18 protein-coding genes and 1 pseudogene are annotated in these 15,089 nt (G+C 36.1%); 11 read left to right on the top strand and 8 right to left on the bottom strand.

Annotated elements, in window-relative coordinates; genetic code table 11:
* Position 1 precedes the first annotated feature (1 nt).
* Positions 2-925 (bottom strand): alpha/beta hydrolase, encoded by a 924-nt coding sequence (locus BAU23_RS03535; RefSeq protein WP_000819301.1) that lies wholly within the window; start codon positions 923-925, stop codon positions 2-4.
* A gap of 82 nt (positions 926-1,007) precedes the next feature.
* Here BAU23_RS03535 and BAU23_RS03530 point away from each other — a divergent pair, with 82 nt between their 5' ends.
* Both BAU23_RS03530 and BAU23_RS03525 read left to right on the top strand, forming a co-directional pair.
* Positions 1,008-1,484, top strand: a complete 477-nt coding sequence (locus BAU23_RS03530; RefSeq protein ID WP_000233417.1) for a GNAT family N-acetyltransferase — start codon at positions 1,008-1,010, stop codon at positions 1,482-1,484.
* Between the two features lie 114 nt (positions 1,485-1,598).
* Positions 1,599-2,525, top strand: coding sequence for a LacI family DNA-binding transcriptional regulator (locus BAU23_RS03525; protein ID WP_000201367.1), 927 nt, complete (start codon positions 1,599-1,601; stop codon positions 2,523-2,525).
* A 23-nt stretch (positions 2,526-2,548) separates the two neighbouring features.
* On the opposite strand, the gene BAU23_RS03520 is transcribed toward BAU23_RS03525, so the two are convergent.
* Together BAU23_RS03520 and BAU23_RS03515 are read right to left on the bottom strand one after the other, a co-directional pair.
* The gene (locus BAU23_RS03520; protein ID WP_000994775.1) at positions 2,549-3,868 is read right to left on the bottom strand and encodes a Na+/H+ antiporter family protein; all 1,320 of its coding nucleotides are present in this window, start codon (positions 3,866-3,868) and stop codon (positions 2,549-2,551) included.
* A 116-nt stretch (positions 3,869-3,984) separates the two neighbouring features.
* Positions 3,985-4,986 (bottom strand): alpha/beta fold hydrolase, encoded by a 1,002-nt coding sequence (locus BAU23_RS03515; protein WP_000898959.1) that lies wholly within the window; start codon positions 4,984-4,986, stop codon positions 3,985-3,987.
* Positions 4,987-5,117: 131 nt separating this feature from the next.
* On the opposite strand from BAU23_RS03515, the gene BAU23_RS03510 reads away from it, so the two are divergent.
* The gene (locus tag BAU23_RS03510) at positions 5,118-5,594 is read left to right on the top strand and encodes a ribbon-helix-helix domain-containing protein (protein ID WP_000151936.1); all 477 of its coding nucleotides are present in this window, start codon (positions 5,118-5,120) and stop codon (positions 5,592-5,594) included.
* Positions 5,595-5,640: 46 nt separating this feature from the next.
* Here the strand turns inward: BAU23_RS03510 and BAU23_RS30995 are convergent.
* A pseudogene (locus BAU23_RS30995) lies at positions 5,641-6,231 on the bottom strand (ferritin family protein).
* A gap of 164 nt (positions 6,232-6,395) precedes the next feature.
* Positions 6,396-7,985 carry a bifunctional metallophosphatase/5'-nucleotidase gene (locus BAU23_RS03495; RefSeq protein ID WP_016130225.1) on the bottom strand — a complete coding sequence of 530 codons (1,590 nt, stop codon included), beginning with the start codon at positions 7,983-7,985 and terminating at the stop codon, positions 6,396-6,398.
* Positions 7,986-8,186: 201 nt separating this feature from the next.
* Here BAU23_RS03495 and BAU23_RS03490 point away from each other — a divergent pair, with 201 nt between their 5' ends.
* From BAU23_RS03490 to BAU23_RS03480, 3 genes are all read left to right on the top strand, one after another.
* On the top strand, positions 8,187-8,450 hold the full coding sequence (locus BAU23_RS03490) for a YqkE family protein (protein ID WP_000727554.1): 264 nt from the start codon (positions 8,187-8,189) through the stop codon (positions 8,448-8,450).
* A 68-nt stretch (positions 8,451-8,518) separates the two neighbouring features.
* Positions 8,519-9,043: a GrpB family protein gene (locus BAU23_RS03485; protein WP_001227196.1), complete on the top strand. Its 525-nt coding sequence runs from the start codon at positions 8,519-8,521 to the stop codon at positions 9,041-9,043.
* 129 nt (positions 9,044-9,172) lie between these two features.
* Positions 9,173-10,000, top strand: a complete 828-nt coding sequence (locus tag BAU23_RS03480) for an aldo/keto reductase (RefSeq protein ID WP_000548010.1) — start codon at positions 9,173-9,175, stop codon at positions 9,998-10,000.
* Between the two features lie 29 nt (positions 10,001-10,029).
* Here the strand turns inward: BAU23_RS03480 and lolS are convergent, their stop codons facing one another.
* Together lolS and mciZ are read right to left on the bottom strand one after the other, a co-directional pair.
* Positions 10,030-10,944 (bottom strand): aldo/keto reductase, encoded by a 915-nt coding sequence (gene lolS, locus BAU23_RS03475; protein WP_071733509.1) that lies wholly within the window; start codon positions 10,942-10,944, stop codon positions 10,030-10,032.
* A gap of 132 nt (positions 10,945-11,076) precedes the next feature.
* Positions 11,077-11,211, bottom strand: coding sequence for a Z-ring formation inhibitor MciZ (gene mciZ / locus BAU23_RS03470; RefSeq protein WP_000870297.1), 135 nt, complete (start codon positions 11,209-11,211; stop codon positions 11,077-11,079).
* A 74-nt stretch (positions 11,212-11,285) separates the two neighbouring features.
* Here mciZ and BAU23_RS03465 point away from each other — a divergent pair, with 74 nt between their 5' ends.
* The gene (locus BAU23_RS03465; protein ID WP_000067049.1) at positions 11,286-11,825 is read left to right on the top strand and encodes an NUDIX hydrolase; all 540 of its coding nucleotides are present in this window, start codon (positions 11,286-11,288) and stop codon (positions 11,823-11,825) included.
* A gap of 25 nt (positions 11,826-11,850) precedes the next feature.
* Here the strand turns inward: BAU23_RS03465 and BAU23_RS03460 are convergent, their stop codons facing one another.
* Positions 11,851-12,402 carry a GNAT family N-acetyltransferase gene (locus BAU23_RS03460; RefSeq protein WP_000803501.1) on the bottom strand — a complete coding sequence of 184 codons (552 nt, stop codon included), beginning with the start codon at positions 12,400-12,402 and terminating at the stop codon, positions 11,851-11,853.
* A gap of 126 nt (positions 12,403-12,528) precedes the next feature.
* On the opposite strand from BAU23_RS03460, the gene spoIIM reads away from it, so the two are divergent.
* From spoIIM to xerD, 4 genes are all read left to right on the top strand, one after another.
* On the top strand, positions 12,529-13,176 hold the full coding sequence (gene spoIIM, locus BAU23_RS03455; protein ID WP_000269098.1) for a stage II sporulation protein M: 648 nt from the start codon (positions 12,529-12,531) through the stop codon (positions 13,174-13,176).
* A 106-nt stretch (positions 13,177-13,282) separates the two neighbouring features.
* Positions 13,283-13,738: a ferric iron uptake transcriptional regulator gene (gene fur, locus BAU23_RS03450; RefSeq protein ID WP_000392654.1), complete on the top strand. Its 456-nt coding sequence runs from the start codon at positions 13,283-13,285 to the stop codon at positions 13,736-13,738.
* A gap of 103 nt (positions 13,739-13,841) precedes the next feature.
* Positions 13,842-14,072 (top strand): YqzK family protein, encoded by a 231-nt coding sequence (locus tag BAU23_RS03445; RefSeq protein WP_001250436.1) that lies wholly within the window; start codon positions 13,842-13,844, stop codon positions 14,070-14,072.
* 6 nt (positions 14,073-14,078) lie between these two features.
* Positions 14,079-14,969: a site-specific tyrosine recombinase XerD gene (gene xerD, locus BAU23_RS03440; protein ID WP_000390077.1), complete on the top strand. Its 891-nt coding sequence runs from the start codon at positions 14,079-14,081 to the stop codon at positions 14,967-14,969.
* Positions 14,970-15,089: the final 120 nt, after the last annotated feature.

The raw sequence follows: 15,089 nt of genomic DNA, 5'->3' as shown, positions 1-15,089 counted from the left end.
CTTATGCAAGCCTGTTTTTTGTTTCTTTTACATATGAGTTTAAAAATTGATCAACGGCTGCTTCATATTCTTCTTTATTTTCGTTATAAGAGCAAGCGTGTGCACCGTGTTCTGCAATATAAAGTTGTTTATTATTTTCTTTCGCTTCATATAACGCTTTCGTCATATCAGCTAAAATATAATCGTCATCTTTACTATGAATAAAGAGAACGGGATTGTTAATGTTTTTTATACAATCGATTGGTGAAACTTCACGAATCGTATAACCGTCACGCACTTTTAAAAAAGCATTTGCTAAAGGTAATAAAGGCCATTTAGGTAAATGGAATTCAACCTTTAAACGGTGCTGTAATTGCCCGTAAAAATCAGAAAAAGGACAATCTGCAATATAAAAATCGGCACCATCTTCTACAAGCCCTGCATATTGAAGAAGGGTTGCAGCCCCCATAGATTCACCATGAATTCCAAGGATAATATTCGTTCCAAAACGACCTTTTAGCCAGTCAACTACTGACTTTAAATCGTGTTTTTCATAGTATCCATAGCTTGTTGTTTTACCACCTGTTTTACCATGGCGGCGATGATCATAAATAAATACGTTATATCCTCTGCTTAAAAATAAGTTTGCATACTTAACGGAATTCATTTTATTTACAGTCACACCGTGGCAAAAAATCATAAATTTATTGGAATGCCCAGCTGGCATGTAGTATCCGTGAAGTTCGTATCCAAATTGAGAAGAGATGTGAATTTCTTCTTTTTGAATAGCGTTAAAATCGTCCAAATGAAAATGCTTTTTCGTTTCACGCTCTAAAACTTCTTCCTCTGTCTTTTTCTTCAAGTACATAACTTTATTTGTAAAGAAAATCCCAATCGCAGTTATTGCACCTAGTATAGTAAACAATGCTGTAAAAAAACGTTTCATACTTTACCTCATCCTCCAAATACCTCTACATATGATACACTTACATTGTATCACAATGATATAAAAAGGGGAGAAATCGTATATGGTTCATATACAAAAAATTACACCAGAAATGAAAGAAACAATTCGGGTGTTTATGTGTGAAAACTGGGGGAGTTCAATGATGGTCTCGCGAGGCAGAGCACATCAATTAGAACAATTACCTGGTTTTATCGCGCTTAAAAATGACAGAATAGTGGGAATTATAACGTGTGAAGTGCTAAAAAACATGTGTGAAATTGTGTCGTTAGATAGTTTTGAGGAGGGAAATGGGATTGGGACAGAACTGGTGGATTGTGTATTGCAAATGGCAAGGGAAAATGAGTGTGAAAAAGTGTGGCTCATTACGACGAATGATAATATGAACGCACTCCGATTTTATCAAAAACGTAATTTCATAATGACGAACTTATACATGGACGCCGTAAAGGAAGCACGAAAAATAAAGAAAGAAATTCCGTTTATTGGTTATGATAATATTGCAATTTTACATGAAATTCAGTTGGAATATATTTTGTAAGCAAAGTGAAAGTTGTGTAACAATTTTCAGAAATATAAAACAATATTCTTGACGAATGTTATATTTTGGTTTAGTTTAAAATTGTAATCTATTACCATATTAAGGGGTGACGATGTGGCAACTATACGTGATGTTGCAAAATTGGCTGGTGTTTCAGTTGCAACCGTTTCAAGAGTTATTAATGAAAAAGGATATGTCCATGAAGATACGGTAAAACAAGTAAAGCAAGCAATTGAAGAGTTACAATATAGACCGAATGCTACAGCAAAGCCTTTATTTAAACAACCTTCAACAATGATTGCATTACTGGTAGATAATTTGCATAATCCATCATACATCACTTTGCTCCGTTTCGTTGAGGAAATAGCATATAAAGAAGGGTATCAAGTAGTAGTTTGTAATATAGAAAATAAGAATAGATACATAGATATGTTGGTGCAAAATAACATGGCAGGCGTTATAATGACGAAATCTGTTTTTCAAAGTATAGGAGAAATCTCACTGCCTTTCGCTGTGCTTGAAGAACGACAATCTCTGACTAGTTATTATGAAAGTGGGCAGAAAGCTGTTTCTTTATTGAAAGAGAAAGGCTGCCAGTTTCTTGCTTATATTGGCGAGGGAGTAGAAAGTGAAGAAATGGAAGAGCATGTGGCAGGGTTTTTAGATACTGCTTGGAAAGAAGGACTTTCTTATCGAGAGGAAATTGTACAAGGGTATACGAATCAACAGTTTCTTGAATTGTTACAAAAACATCCATACATAGATGGGGTTGTAGCTTCAAGTGATAAGATCGCTATTGAGCTAATCAGGGCGGCGAAAACGCTTAATATTCATATACCAGATAAGTTGCAAATCATTGGATTTAACGGGAGTGCAGAGGGTGAATGGATAAGCCCATCGTTAACGACAATTGGAAGTTATATCGAAGAAAATGGGGAAATAGCATTTCAGCAGTTAATAGGAAAAATAAAGAAGAAACAAGTGGGAAAAGAAGAAGTGGAAACAGAATTTAGGTGTATTGAGAGAGAAACAACAAAGTAAAAGGTGCGTATAAAACGCACCTTTTATAGTGTAATTGCGGCAATAAAGCCGAATATAAGTAACGGTATATTATAGTGTAGAAAAGTTGGTACACATGTATCCCATATATGGTGGTGCTGACCATCAGCATTTAAACCGGACGTTGGTCCAAGTGTACTATCAGATGCTGGAGAACCTGCATCACCTAGTGCACCAGCTGTACCGATAATGGCGATTGTTGCCATTGGACTAAATCCAAGCTGGACGCATAATGGTACGAAAATTGTTGTTAATATTGGGATGGTTGAAAAGGAAGAACCAATTCCCATCGTAACGAGAAGTCCAATAACGAGCATAAGAAATGCAGCAAGCGGTTTATTATTTCCGATTATATGTGCACTCGTTTGCACAAGAGATTCAACATGTCCAGTTTTTCGAAGAACAGCGCCAAATCCAGCGGCAGAAATCATAACAAATCCGATAAAGGACATCATACGCATTCCGCTCGTTAAAATAGCATCGGCTTCTTTAAGAGGGAGACTACCGCTAACTGATAAGACGATAATACCTGCTAAAGCACCGAAAATCATTGATTCTGTTGCTAATTGAACAGTTAATGTAGCGATTATTGATAATAAACCAAAAGTAATGCTTCTTTTTGTATAGGGAACGATTTCATTATGTGTAGCATGAACTTGTTCCGTTTCATACGTACGTGGTTTTCGATATGTAATGAAAACCGCTACACATAATCCGATAATCATACCGATTGCTGGAATAGTCATTGCTTTTGGAATAAGAGCGACATCAAATGTAAGCCCGCTTTGCGCAGCATTTGTTTGCAATACGTCATGATAAATTTTTCCGAACCCTGCTGGGACCCACATGTAAGGGGTAATTAATCCAAATGTAATAAGACATGTTACAAGCCTACGATCCACCTTCAGCTCATTTAATACTTTTAAAAGTGCTGGAATTAAGATCGGGATGAAGGCGATATGAACAGGGATAATATTTTGTGAGAAACAAGCCATTGTTAAAATGATAAATAATATGAGTATTTTAGAATAGACTTGTTTTTTCGTGTCTTGTTCGTTGCCGATCCATTTTAAAGCTGATTGGATCATTGCATCAGGAAGTCCTGTTTTTGAAAGTGAAATAGCAAATCCACCGAGCATTGCGTAGCTTAATGCGATAGGAGCACTGTTCCCAAGACCGGTTGTAAAAGTACTAATTGTTTCTGAAATACCGAGTCCGCCGATAAGTCCGCCTGTTAAAGCTCCAACGATAATGGCGACAATGACTTGGACACGTAACAAACTAAGCACTAGCATGACTGCTACTGCGATGAGTACAGCGTTCATAATAAATGTAATCTCCCTAATTTTTATTCTGTTAAGGCAAGCAAATGTTTGCAGTGACATATACTTGCGACATATTATTATAAAATGTTTTTTATGAAATGTAAAAGAGCCTGTCGTTATGCATGTTGAAAAGATAGCTCTTGTTTAATTGATTGTAAAGATTGAGCGAATAGTTCAGGCTCTTCTAAATCTGGAGAGTGTGCCGAGTTTGGAAACCAAATCATTTTTTTTATCGGAGCGTGAATAATATCGCAATATTGTTGAACGAGTGCGTAAGGAGTTTGATAATCATAGCGACCAGAACAAAAATAAACCGGAACAGATAAACTTGAAATAGACGAAAAGAAATCGATTGTTAGCATCTCTTCCCATAAAACTCCTGACTTTAAATTTCCTGCGAGAAATTTGAACCAATCTAATAGCGTATATTCAGGAGAAAAGAAACCTTTTCGTATGAAAGAAAAGGAAGATCCGTTTTGGATTGCTCCGCCGAATGTGCCAAGCCACTTTCTTTGAATGATGAGACGTCGTGTATCTAAAAAGGGCGGTTTCCCTAATTTTAAAAGAGAAGCTAATGCTTTTTTATGGTCATGTTTTTTTGCAGAGCTAATTAAATGTTGATATAGTAATTCTTCGTTTTGCTTCATATGTACGATTTGACCGATGCCGATGTATGCTTCGATATATTCAGGGTATTGACTAGCGACTTTTAGTCCGATAATACTTCCCCATGAATGACCGGCAAGAATTAATTTTTTCTTATTGAACCTTTTAAGAAGATATTGAATGACTTCTTTTGCATCTGAAACAAATTGATCAATCGTAAAATTTGTTTGGATATCTCGCCATAAAAAGGATTTACCAGCCCCGCGTTGATCCCAATTAATAACGATAAAGTGCTTTTCTAACTCTTTTTGAAAATGACGAATAAAGCCAATTTGTGCCATACCAGGCCCGCCGTGACAGCATAATAAAATAGGCTGTTCCACGTTTTGCCCGCGTATAAGGAGAGATTGTTTCCGGTCATTAATCATAACGCTTTCTATCGTAGCGATACTGTTAGGGATTAATTGCTTCTTTTCGTTATAAAACTGAGGTGTATAGCTACGAAAAAGCATATGTAAACCTCCTTTTCTTAAATGGTATGAAGCGCACAGGCTCTTTCTTTTGCATATACTACTAGAAAATCATTGTATCATAACATACTGGTCAGGTTTCAAGTTTAGGCGATTAAGAGAGGAGGGAGAATGTGACGATTGGAGAAATTATTGATTCTTTAAATAGACGCGAATCAATCGCAATTATAGCAAAACGGCTTGAAATGAGCCCATATACATTATCAAAGAAATTAAGAATGATTGGATATGAATATGATGGAGGGCAGAAGAAGCGCATCTTTATAGGTGATGGAGAAGAGCCGCGTCATTTACAAATCCAAGAAGCTACTGCCCTTCAATCTGCAAAAATAGATTATCAATTATTAATTTATGAACAATTACAAAGCATTTATGAGTTGTTAAGCAAAAGAGAAGAGGGGCAGGTTCAAATTATAAATAAGAGTACGGAGAAAAAGAAACGAACCTTTTCTCTTAATACAGAAGTATTAGCAAGACTAGATACTATATCGGAATCGAAAGGGATTCAAAAATCTAAAATTGTGGAAGAAGCGCTACAGAGATTTTTACAACGGTATGATATAGATGATGAATCACACATAGAGAAATAAAAGAAAGGATACTAAGTTCCTTATAAGAGCGTGTATCCTTTTTAGCTTATTTTTTGTTTTGTTTCGAAAAGTAATATAAGAACCAAACCGCATGATTTTGTTCATCAGCTGCTACACGCCGAAATACTTCTTTTATTTGCTGGTCTGTCGCTGCATCTGCAATTTCTAAGTAAAAATCAACTGATCGCTGCGCATCTTGTATAGCGAATTCTAATCCGTTCAAATAAAGAGTTGGACATTCTTCCGTGATTTGGGGCTGAGGATTTTTACTCGTTAAAAGAGTGTAGATTTGTACAAATTGATGGAAGTGTTTTATCCCGCTATTTGCGGGCAGTAAAACTCCCACCTCAAAATTCGGCTGAAGCAAAGGAGTTAGGTGGGGGTCGGGCTGCCCGTAAACGCCCGATTGGTGAAACTATAATCAGTGGGGGGATGAACAAAACCCCCACTGATTATAGTTTCACTTTATTTCATCTTGCCGGATTTCAAGGGTTTGATTTAGCTCATTTATGTCGAGAGCTAATTTAGCATAACAATGAATGGCGTAGTATTCTCCATTCATTGCTGTTTCAATATTACGAATGAGTTTGTCGTTTTGTCGATATAAAGCATCGTAATTGTTTGGTTGGAAATACATATGAACCCTCCTATTATATCTTCTATATACTACGAGGAAATAAGGGCTATGTGCTTATCCATTACTACACTAGAAGAATACAACAATATGAATCTAAAAGAAGAAGCTCATTGTATATAAAAGAGCTTCTTCTTTCGATTGTTACGCACTAGTTCGCATAATGTTTAATTGATTTTTTGAATACGTCCATCAATAATCGGCTGAATTGGTTCTTTTATTTGTTTTACATAATCGACTAACGCTTCAAAATCGTTTGGACCAGTCTCAGCATTTTTTCCATTTTTAAAGGATACAAACCCGTCACCGCCAGAAGCTAGGAAAGCATTTGCAACTACGCTATACGTTTTGGAGGAAACTAATTCTTCCCCATTTGTTAAACGGATATTCGTAACCTTTTCGCCAGTCGGTTTATTTGCATCCCAAGTGTATTGGATACCTGAAATTTGGAGCATTCTCGTAGCTCCTTTTTGCCATTGTTGATTTAAAATATCACGAATATCTTGACCTGTTAAATCTACTTTAATTAATTGATTTCCGAAAGGCTGAATACCATATAATTCGCCCCATGTAATATCTCCAGCGTCTAGATCGTTACGAATGCCACCAGGATTCATAAGAGCAATTTGCGTTTGCATTGCTTGGCGCTGTGCGTCGGCAATTAAATTTCCAAGAGTAGATTCACCAGCGTCGTTTTGTTTCCGGTCGATAGGTGCTGTAGACTTTCCGACTACTTCATTTACAAGTGGTGCAATTTTTTCTTTATATTGATTTAACTTTTGTTGTACTTGTTTATCAGGCTCTACACCTTCATGATATGTTGTAATAACTTCAGCTTTTTTCTTTACAACATCTTTTGTTTTACGATCAATTGTTACATCTACATCTGAGAAAGCCGTTCCGTAAGAGTTCGCTTGGACGATAAGTTTATTATTAACTGTACCATTTACATACGTATGACTATGTCCGCCGAAAATAACATCAACTTCTGGATCTGTTTCATTTGCAATTCGAGTGAGGTCTCCATTTGTTACACCAGACTCATCAGTTGTTCCGCCGACATGTGCAAGGACTACGATAGATTTAACGCCGAGACGCTTTAATTGTTGTGTGGATTTATTAATAGCTTCTACTTCATCAGTGATTTCTACATTTTTAAGCATAGTAGGCATAACGACATTTGGTGTATCCGTTGTAACAACTCCAATGAACCCTACAGGAACTCCGTCAACCATTTTTACAGTGAATGGTGGTAAAAATAAGCGGCCAGTTGATTTATTATAGAAGTTTGCAGCGACATAAGGGAAGTTTGCTCCTTTGAAATTCCCTGTTTTTTCGTGATATCCACCGTAAATGAGGCGTTTCATTTCATCGATACCTTCATCAAATTCATGGTTTCCGATTGTACCAACATCAAACTTTAAGTCATTTAAAAATTCAATTGTTGGTTCGTCTTGTAATAATGCGGAAACTGGTGGGCTGGCTCCGACAATATCACCGGCATGTACGAGAAGTGTATTAGGGTTTTGTTTTTTACGTTCTTTTAAATAAGTAGCTAAATAATCAGCGCCACCAGCTTCTTTATTGTTAACTTTTTTTACAGTATCTAGTTGACCATGTAAATCATTAATACCAAGCATTTGTACGTCTATGTATCGGTTTTGTTCGACAGGAGTCTGAGATGGAGGAGCAGCGAATACGCTTGAAAAAGTAATAGTACTTAAAACAGCAACAGCAGGAATAATTTTTTTCCACATAATTAATTTCTCCTTTTTTTATAATCTGACATCATACGACATAATTTTAATAGATTCATAGGATTATATCTATATAAAAATTTAGTTTTTTCGAAAAATTAACATATTTACAAAAGATGAATAATAGAGTAGGGAACCTTTTTTATTGTCGATTTCCCTATGTATCCTCTATAATGGAGAAAAAAGTAAAAGGTGAGCATTATGAAGAAAAAGAAGCAAAGACAAATGCAAAGACAATCTCAAGTGAATCAACCAGAGAAAGAATCGCTTACACTAGGTGATCAATTGAACGATTCACTCATGCAACAATTAAAGAATAAGAAAAAAGAGTTGCAAGTGAGAGAAGAGAAAAAAGAGGCAGCGGAGCAAGAAAGAAAGCGTAAAGAACAAAAAGAACGTGAAAAGAATAAATCATTTGAAGAACTGTTAAGTGAAAGTAACCTTACTTGGAAAGACTTTAAATAATAAAAAATGATCAGTGAAATGCCACTGATCATTTTTTGACGAGTGTGTGTAAGAAAAGGGGTGCTAAAATGAGGAAAATTGTAGTCGTTCCGTATGAAAATCACTGGAGTGAGAAATTTCAAATGGAGGCCGAAAGATTAAAATTGGCGATGCCAGAAACGGTGAAAATCCATCATATTGGTAGTACATCAGTGCCAGGACTGGCAGCTAAACCAATTATAGATATGATTATGGAAGTAGAGAGTATCGACAGAGTAGATCATTGGAATGAACGTTTTGAAAAGCTTGGTTATATCGTAAAAGGGGAAAATGGTATTTCAAGACGTCGTTATTTTATTCATGGGACGGAGGAAAAACGCTCGTATCACTTACACGTGTTTGAAAAAGGAAATCCTGAGATAGTAAGGCATTTAGCATTTCGTGATTATATGATGGTTCATTGTGAAGAAGCAGAGGCGTATGCGACTTTAAAGAAAGAACTAGCTGAAAAATATACATATGATGGCACGTTGTATACAGAAGGGAAAAATGAATTTGTACGTAATGTTGATGAAAAAGCGAAAGAATGGATAGAAAGTAACGTGAACGATTGAGTTCATGTTACTTTCTAAAGGGGTATAAAATTATTATGTAAACTGTACGTATGTTTTGACATTTTGAATGAATCTTGTTGAAATAAAGTTATGGTTTATAAAAATGTAACAATGAAAGGGAGAAAGACTGTGCATATTCCAACAACTACACTTCATAATGGTGTGAAAATGCCGATGATTGGTCTAGGCGTTTATAAAGCGAAAGAAGGCGACGAAGTTAAACAAGCAGTAAAAACAGCGTTAGAAGTTGGATACCGTTCAATTGATACAGCAACTGTATATGAAAATGAAAGCGGTGTCGGAGAAGCAGTTCGTGAATCTGGAATCCCGCGCGAAGACTTGTTTATTACAACAAAAGTTTGGAACGACGATCAAGGGTATGAGGAGACTCTTGAGGCGTTTGAAAAAAGTTTAAAGAAATTACAAATGGATTATGTAGATTTATATTTAATCCATTGGCCGATAAGAGGGAAGTATGTTGATACGTACCGTGCTCTAGAAAAGTTATATGAAGAAGGTAAAGTGCGTGCCATTGGTGTTTCTAATTTTCATAAACATCATTTAGAACTGTTATTACCAAATTGCAAAGTGAAGCCGATGGTAAACCAAGTGGAACTTCATCCAATGTTAGCACAATTTGAATTGCGTGATTTCTGTCAAGGTGAGCAAATTCAAATGGAAGCTTGGAGTCCTTTAATGAGAGGCGGCGAAGTATTCCAGCATCCGATTATTCAAGATATTGCTACCAAATATGAAAAAACACCTGCGCAAGTTATATTAAGATGGGATATTCAGAGCGGGGTAGTGACGATTCCTAAATCTGTTACACCATCTCGCATTAAGGAGAATTTTACTATCTTTGATTTCTCACTAACGGAAGAAGAGATGACTCAAATTAATACGTTAAATCGTAATTTACATGTAGGAACGAATCCTGATAAATATGATACGCTATAAAAAGACGCTACCAGTATGGTAGCGTCTTTTTAACGATGTAAAGCGTAGGTATCACATTTAGCAATTTGCTGAAGTTGTATATATTCTGCTGTTGTTAACTGTGTTTGTTTACTAGCCTGTACATTTTCCTGCAATTGTTGAATAGAGCTTGCACCAGGTATAACAGCTGCAACAGTTTCGTTATGTAAGCAATATTGAATAGCTGTTCCTGTTAAAGAGCTTTCTTGGGTTATTTCTTTTACACTCGCGAGTGTCGTATATAATTCATCGTAAGAATAAGAAAGGTAATCCTTTTCTTTTACTCTTTCTATCTTTCTTGCATTTTTGTCAGTTAGAATTCCTTTTGCAAGTGGTCCACGAGCAATAATGCTAATTTGATGTTCATTGAGAAGTGGGAACCATTCTTCAGGGCGACGATTTAAAAGGCTGTATTTCATTAGTACACTAACGATATTTGAACGTTTGGCATACTCACGGATGACATTTGGACGTATAGAAGAAATACCGTAATGGCGAATGATACCCTCTTTTTTTAATTCTTCAAAGGCTTCAATTGTTTCATCTATCGGATCTTCAATCGTCCCGCCATGCAGTTGATACAAATCAATATAATCTGTTTGAAGTCTACGTAAACTCTCTTTTACTTCGGCCTTTATGTAAGCTTTAGAAGGATCCCAAGACCAGCCGTTTTTTTCTTCTGTCCATCGATTTCCAACCTTTGTTGTAAGGACAATTTGATCTCGTTTTCCTTTCAGAGCTTTGCCGACAAATTCTTCATTTAATCCATAATCGTATAAGTCAGCTGTATCAAAAAAGTTAATTCCTAAATCGATAGCCTCATCGATAATACGCATAGCTTCAGCCTCAGATGTACCGAGAGACATACAGCCAAATCCAACTTCCGTAACATATAAATCTGAGTTTCCTAATTGACGTTTTTTCATAGGTCAACCTCCTTACCTTTATTGTACGCAAGGGAAAAGAGGTTGACAAACGTTTACTTTTTGCCCCGCATTAACTGCCCGTAAAAGCCCAATTGGTGTGGGCTAATAATCAGAGGGGATGCCCCCCTCTGATTAAAGTTTCACTTTATTTGCTGTAATCCACTCTTGTACAGTTGTATACTCTTTTCCGTATTGTTTTAGCTTATGACGAATTTGCCACGCTTTGCCGACTAAAGTGACGCGATTTGGTAAAATATAAACTTTCATTTCTATCACGCTCCTTTCAATGTGGTAAAATGTATGAAGAACGATTAGGAAATAGAACAGGGAGATGAAGTAGTATGAGTAATCTTGCAGAAAGAACAGTAAAAACTGAACCGATTTTTGATGGTAGAGTTATAAAAGTTCGTGTTGATGAAGTAGTATTACCAAATGGAGAAATGAGTAAACGTGAAATCGTAAATCACCCTGGGGCAGTTGCTATTATTGCTATTACTGATGAAGGGAAAATTGTACTTGTCGAGCAGTATCGTAAAGCTCTTGAAAAGGCAATTGTAGAAATCCCTGCTGGGAAATTAGAACCTGGAGAAAAGCCAGAAGTAACAGCAGTTCGTGAATTAGAAGAAGAAACAGGATATGTGTGTGAAAATATGGAGCTTATTACATCTTTTTATACATCACCTGGTTTTGCAGATGAGATTTTATATGTATATAAGGCGACAGGATTAAAACAAAAAGAAAATAAAGCAGCTTTAGATGAAGATGAATTTGTGGAGTTAATGGAAGTGTCATTAGAAGAAGCGATTGATCTTATGAAAGACCTTCGCATTCATGATGCGAAGACGATGTTCGCTGTGCAATATTTACAATTACAAAAATAAAACACTCGCCTTGGCGAGTGTTTTTTTAATTAATTTTTGCATATACACGTGCATCACGTAAGCTACCATCTGGTGCTAGGAAATCATTTTCCATAGTACCTTCTAAAATGAATTCTAGACGTTCTGCTAAGTTACATGCGTTCACGTTTGTTGCATCAGTACGAATTTCAATCCTTCTAGCACCTAGCTTATCAAAAGCGAATTGAATCGCACCTTTAACAGCTTCTGTCATGTAGCCTTGTTTTGTATAGGCGCTATGTAACCAGAAGTGAAGTGAAAACTTTGGAATGTCCCAGTTTTCAGGCTTAAGAGTAATAGCTCCGATGAATGTACCAGATACTTTATCGTATAAGTGAAAAACAAGTGTTTCACGAAGTAAAAACTGTCCGTGAGCTTCGCGAACAATTTCTTCCGCACTCTCTTCTGTTTCAGCTGTAATTGGCATCCACGGTAATAAATCTTCTAGAGAAGCTTGGATTGCTTCATATACTTCTGTACCGTCACCCGGAAACGGCTTACGTACTTGCAAGCGCTCAGTTTGAAATAACGTTGGAAAATCTAATAATAATGGTTTCAAGAGAAATCCCTCCTATTCTCTACTATTTAGTTTAGCAAAGTAGAGCGGAATTTCAATGTTAATTCGTCATACTTTTTTTCTTTCTTTCATACATTTTTAGTAAGAGTGTGAACGGAGGGAAGGAAAATGTGGCGAAAAACTTGGCAAGACCGTGTAATGTCTCACATACAGGAAAACTCTTCATTATATATATTTAATGCTGTTTTATTATTGATGGGAGTAATATTTGGAGCGATTCTTGTGAATAGTTTACAAATAAACCAAAAGCAAGATTTATCATTTTATTTACAACGTTTTTTTGGACAAGTTTCTAAAGGAGAATTTGCTATCGCGGGCGAAATGTTTCGAGAAAGTTACTTTTCGCAATTAAAATACATCGGCTTTATTTGGATTTTAGGGATTTCGATTATTGGGTTACCACTCATTTTTATCTTATTATTTTTAAAAGGAGTAGTTGTTGGATTTACAGTAGGTTTTTTAGTAAGTCAGCACGGATGGAATGGATTATTGTTAGCGTTTGTGTCTGTATTGCCGCAAAATTTAATTATAATTCCTGTATTTCTCATTATGACAACAATTGCTGCAAGCTTTTCCTTACGCATGATTAGGCATCAGTTTATTAGGAAAATAACCGAGCCACTATTACCATTATTAATTCGTTATACATGCTTCTTTCTAGTGATCGGAGCGGTATTAGCTCTTGCTTCTAGTGTTGAGGCATATGCATCACCAGTTTTAATGAAAGAAGTCGTGGAGGCTATTAACAAACAATAAATACTTTTTGAGAATAATTATCAATTTGTTTTTATTGTTTTTCTTTTGACAGAAGCCCTTCTTCTGATATAATGGTGTAAGAGTGGCGAGGAGGGAGTAGTACCGAATGGAAGAAAGAATTGAACGAATTAAGAAACAATTACATGCAGCGAGCTATAAATTGACACCACAACGTGAAGCAACAGTTCGTGTGCTGCTAGAGAATGAAGAAGATCATTTAAGCGCAGAAGATGTATACCTCCTTGTAAAAGAAAAGTCGCCAGAGATCGGATTAGCAACCGTCTATCGAACTCTAGAGTTATTGTCTGAGTTAAAAGTTGTCGATAAGATTAACTTCGGAGACGGTGTTTCGCGCTATGACTTACGCCAAGAAGGTGCACAGCGTTTCCACCATCATTTAATCTGTACACAATGCGGTGCTGTACAAGAAATACAAGAAGATTTACTTGGTGAAGTGGAGAATAAAGTAGAACGAGACTGGAGCTTTAAGGTGAAAGATCATCGTTTAACATTCCATGGGATTTGTAAAAATTGTCAAGAAAATGAAACGGATGAAAAATAACCTTTTCCTATTTAACTAGGAAGAGGTTTTTTATTTGAATAAGGTATAAATTGGTGAAAGCTTGGCATATGTTGTAATAACTTATATTTTGGAGGAATTTACAATGCGCCGAGCTTTAAAATTAACTTTTGATGGGATGAAAGTATTTTTATTATTTACGAGTTGTACGATTTTGTTTTATTTCGCTATACTATGGATAAATGAAGAATATGAAAGTTACCATCGTTATGAAAAGCCAAAAGAAGAGACTGTAGAAAAAGTATCAGGGAATGAGGAGCCAGCAAAGGATGCTTTCGTAAATAGAATGATGTTTTTCTATGAAAATGGGGAGTAGTGTATATTGGAAGATCAATTAAAAGATTTTATTCATTATATGATTGTTGAAAAAGGGTTAGCAAAAAATACAGTTGTATCTTATGAACGTGATTTGAAAAGCTATGTGAAGTATTTGCAAAATGTAGAACAGACGAAGACATTTCATGAAGTGACGCGCATACACATTGTTAACTTCTTGCAGTATTTAAAAGAAAACGGAAAATCTTCAAAAACATTGGCACGTCATATTGCATCGATTCGTTCGTTTCACCAATTTTTACTTCGTGAACGAGCGGTGGAGCATGACCCATCGGTACATATTGAAACGCCGCAAGGGGAACGGAAATTACCAAAAGTATTATCGATTGACGAAGTAGAAGCATTACTACAGACTCCGAAAGCGGTGAGTGCTTTTGGGATTCGTGATAAGGCAATGTTGGAGTTATTGTATGCAACAGGACTTCGTGTTTCAGAATTAATTGCATTAAATTTAGAAGATGTACACTTAACTATGGGATTTGTCCGCTGCATAGGGAAAGGGAATAAAGAAAGAATTATTCCATTAGGAAGCTTAGCAACGGAAGCAATTCAAAAGTATATTGAAAAAGGAAGAAGAGAACTGATGGGTAAAAAAGCAGTAGATGCACTCTTTTTAAACCATCATGGTAATCGCTTATCAAGACAAGGATTTTGGAAAATTTTAAAACGATTAGCGAAAGAGGCAAATATTGAAAAAGAGCTTACACCGCATACTTTGCGCCACTCGTTTGCTACGCATTTATTAGAAAATGGGGCAGACTTACGTGCCGTGCAAGAGATGCTTGGACATGCAGATATTTCAACGACGCAAATTTATACGCACGTTTCAAAAGCTAGATTAAAAGATGTATATAAACAGTTTCACCCGAGAGCATAGCTACTATGCTCTTTTTTCATAGATTAAGAAGAGCAAACCGTTTCACAGAAACTTCACAAACATTTCGTATATTGTTTTCAGCAGAAGGCTGGAATATTACAATGTATTTCCTCTATACTA

The organism is Bacillus nitratireducens (assembly GCF_001884135.1).
GTDB lineage: Bacteria > Bacillota > Bacilli > Bacillales > Bacillaceae_G > Bacillus_A > Bacillus_A nitratireducens.
This window is presented reverse-complemented; position numbering and strand designations above follow the sequence as displayed.

What these genes read in the sequence shown, in the direction of transcription:
- BAU23_RS03535 (WP_000819301.1), bottom strand. Translation starts at nt 925, where the DNA reads ATGAAACGTTTTTTTACAGCATTGTTTACTATACTAGGTGCAATAACT.
- BAU23_RS03530 (WP_000233417.1), top strand. Translation starts at nt 1,008, where the DNA reads ATGGTTCATATACAAAAAATTACACCAGAAATGAAAGAAACAATTCGG.
- BAU23_RS03520 (WP_000994775.1), bottom strand. Translation starts at nt 3,868, where the DNA reads ATGAACGCTGTACTCATCGCAGTAGCAGTCATGCTAGTGCTTAGTTTG.
- BAU23_RS03515 (WP_000898959.1), bottom strand. Translation starts at nt 4,986, where the DNA reads ATGCTTTTTCGTAGCTATACACCTCAGTTTTATAACGAAAAGAAGCAA.
- BAU23_RS03495 (WP_016130225.1), bottom strand. Translation starts at nt 7,985, where the DNA reads ATGTGGAAAAAAATTATTCCTGCTGTTGCTGTTTTAAGTACTATTACT.
- BAU23_RS03490 (WP_000727554.1), top strand. Translation starts at nt 8,187, where the DNA reads ATGAAGAAAAAGAAGCAAAGACAAATGCAAAGACAATCTCAAGTGAAT.
- BAU23_RS03485 (WP_001227196.1), top strand. Translation starts at nt 8,519, where the DNA reads ATGAGGAAAATTGTAGTCGTTCCGTATGAAAATCACTGGAGTGAGAAA.
- lolS (WP_071733509.1), bottom strand. Translation starts at nt 10,944, where the DNA reads ATGAAAAAACGTCAATTAGGAAACTCAGATTTATATGTTACGGAAGTT.
- mciZ (WP_000870297.1), bottom strand. Translation starts at nt 11,211, where the DNA reads ATGAAAGTTTATATTTTACCAAATCGCGTCACTTTAGTCGGCAAAGCG.
- BAU23_RS03465 (WP_000067049.1), top strand. Translation starts at nt 11,286, where the DNA reads ATGAGTAATCTTGCAGAAAGAACAGTAAAAACTGAACCGATTTTTGAT.
- spoIIM (WP_000269098.1), top strand. Translation starts at nt 12,529, where the DNA reads ATGTGGCGAAAAACTTGGCAAGACCGTGTAATGTCTCACATACAGGAA.
- fur (WP_000392654.1), top strand. Translation starts at nt 13,283, where the DNA reads ATGGAAGAAAGAATTGAACGAATTAAGAAACAATTACATGCAGCGAGC.
- BAU23_RS03445 (WP_001250436.1), top strand. Translation starts at nt 13,842, where the DNA reads ATGCGCCGAGCTTTAAAATTAACTTTTGATGGGATGAAAGTATTTTTA.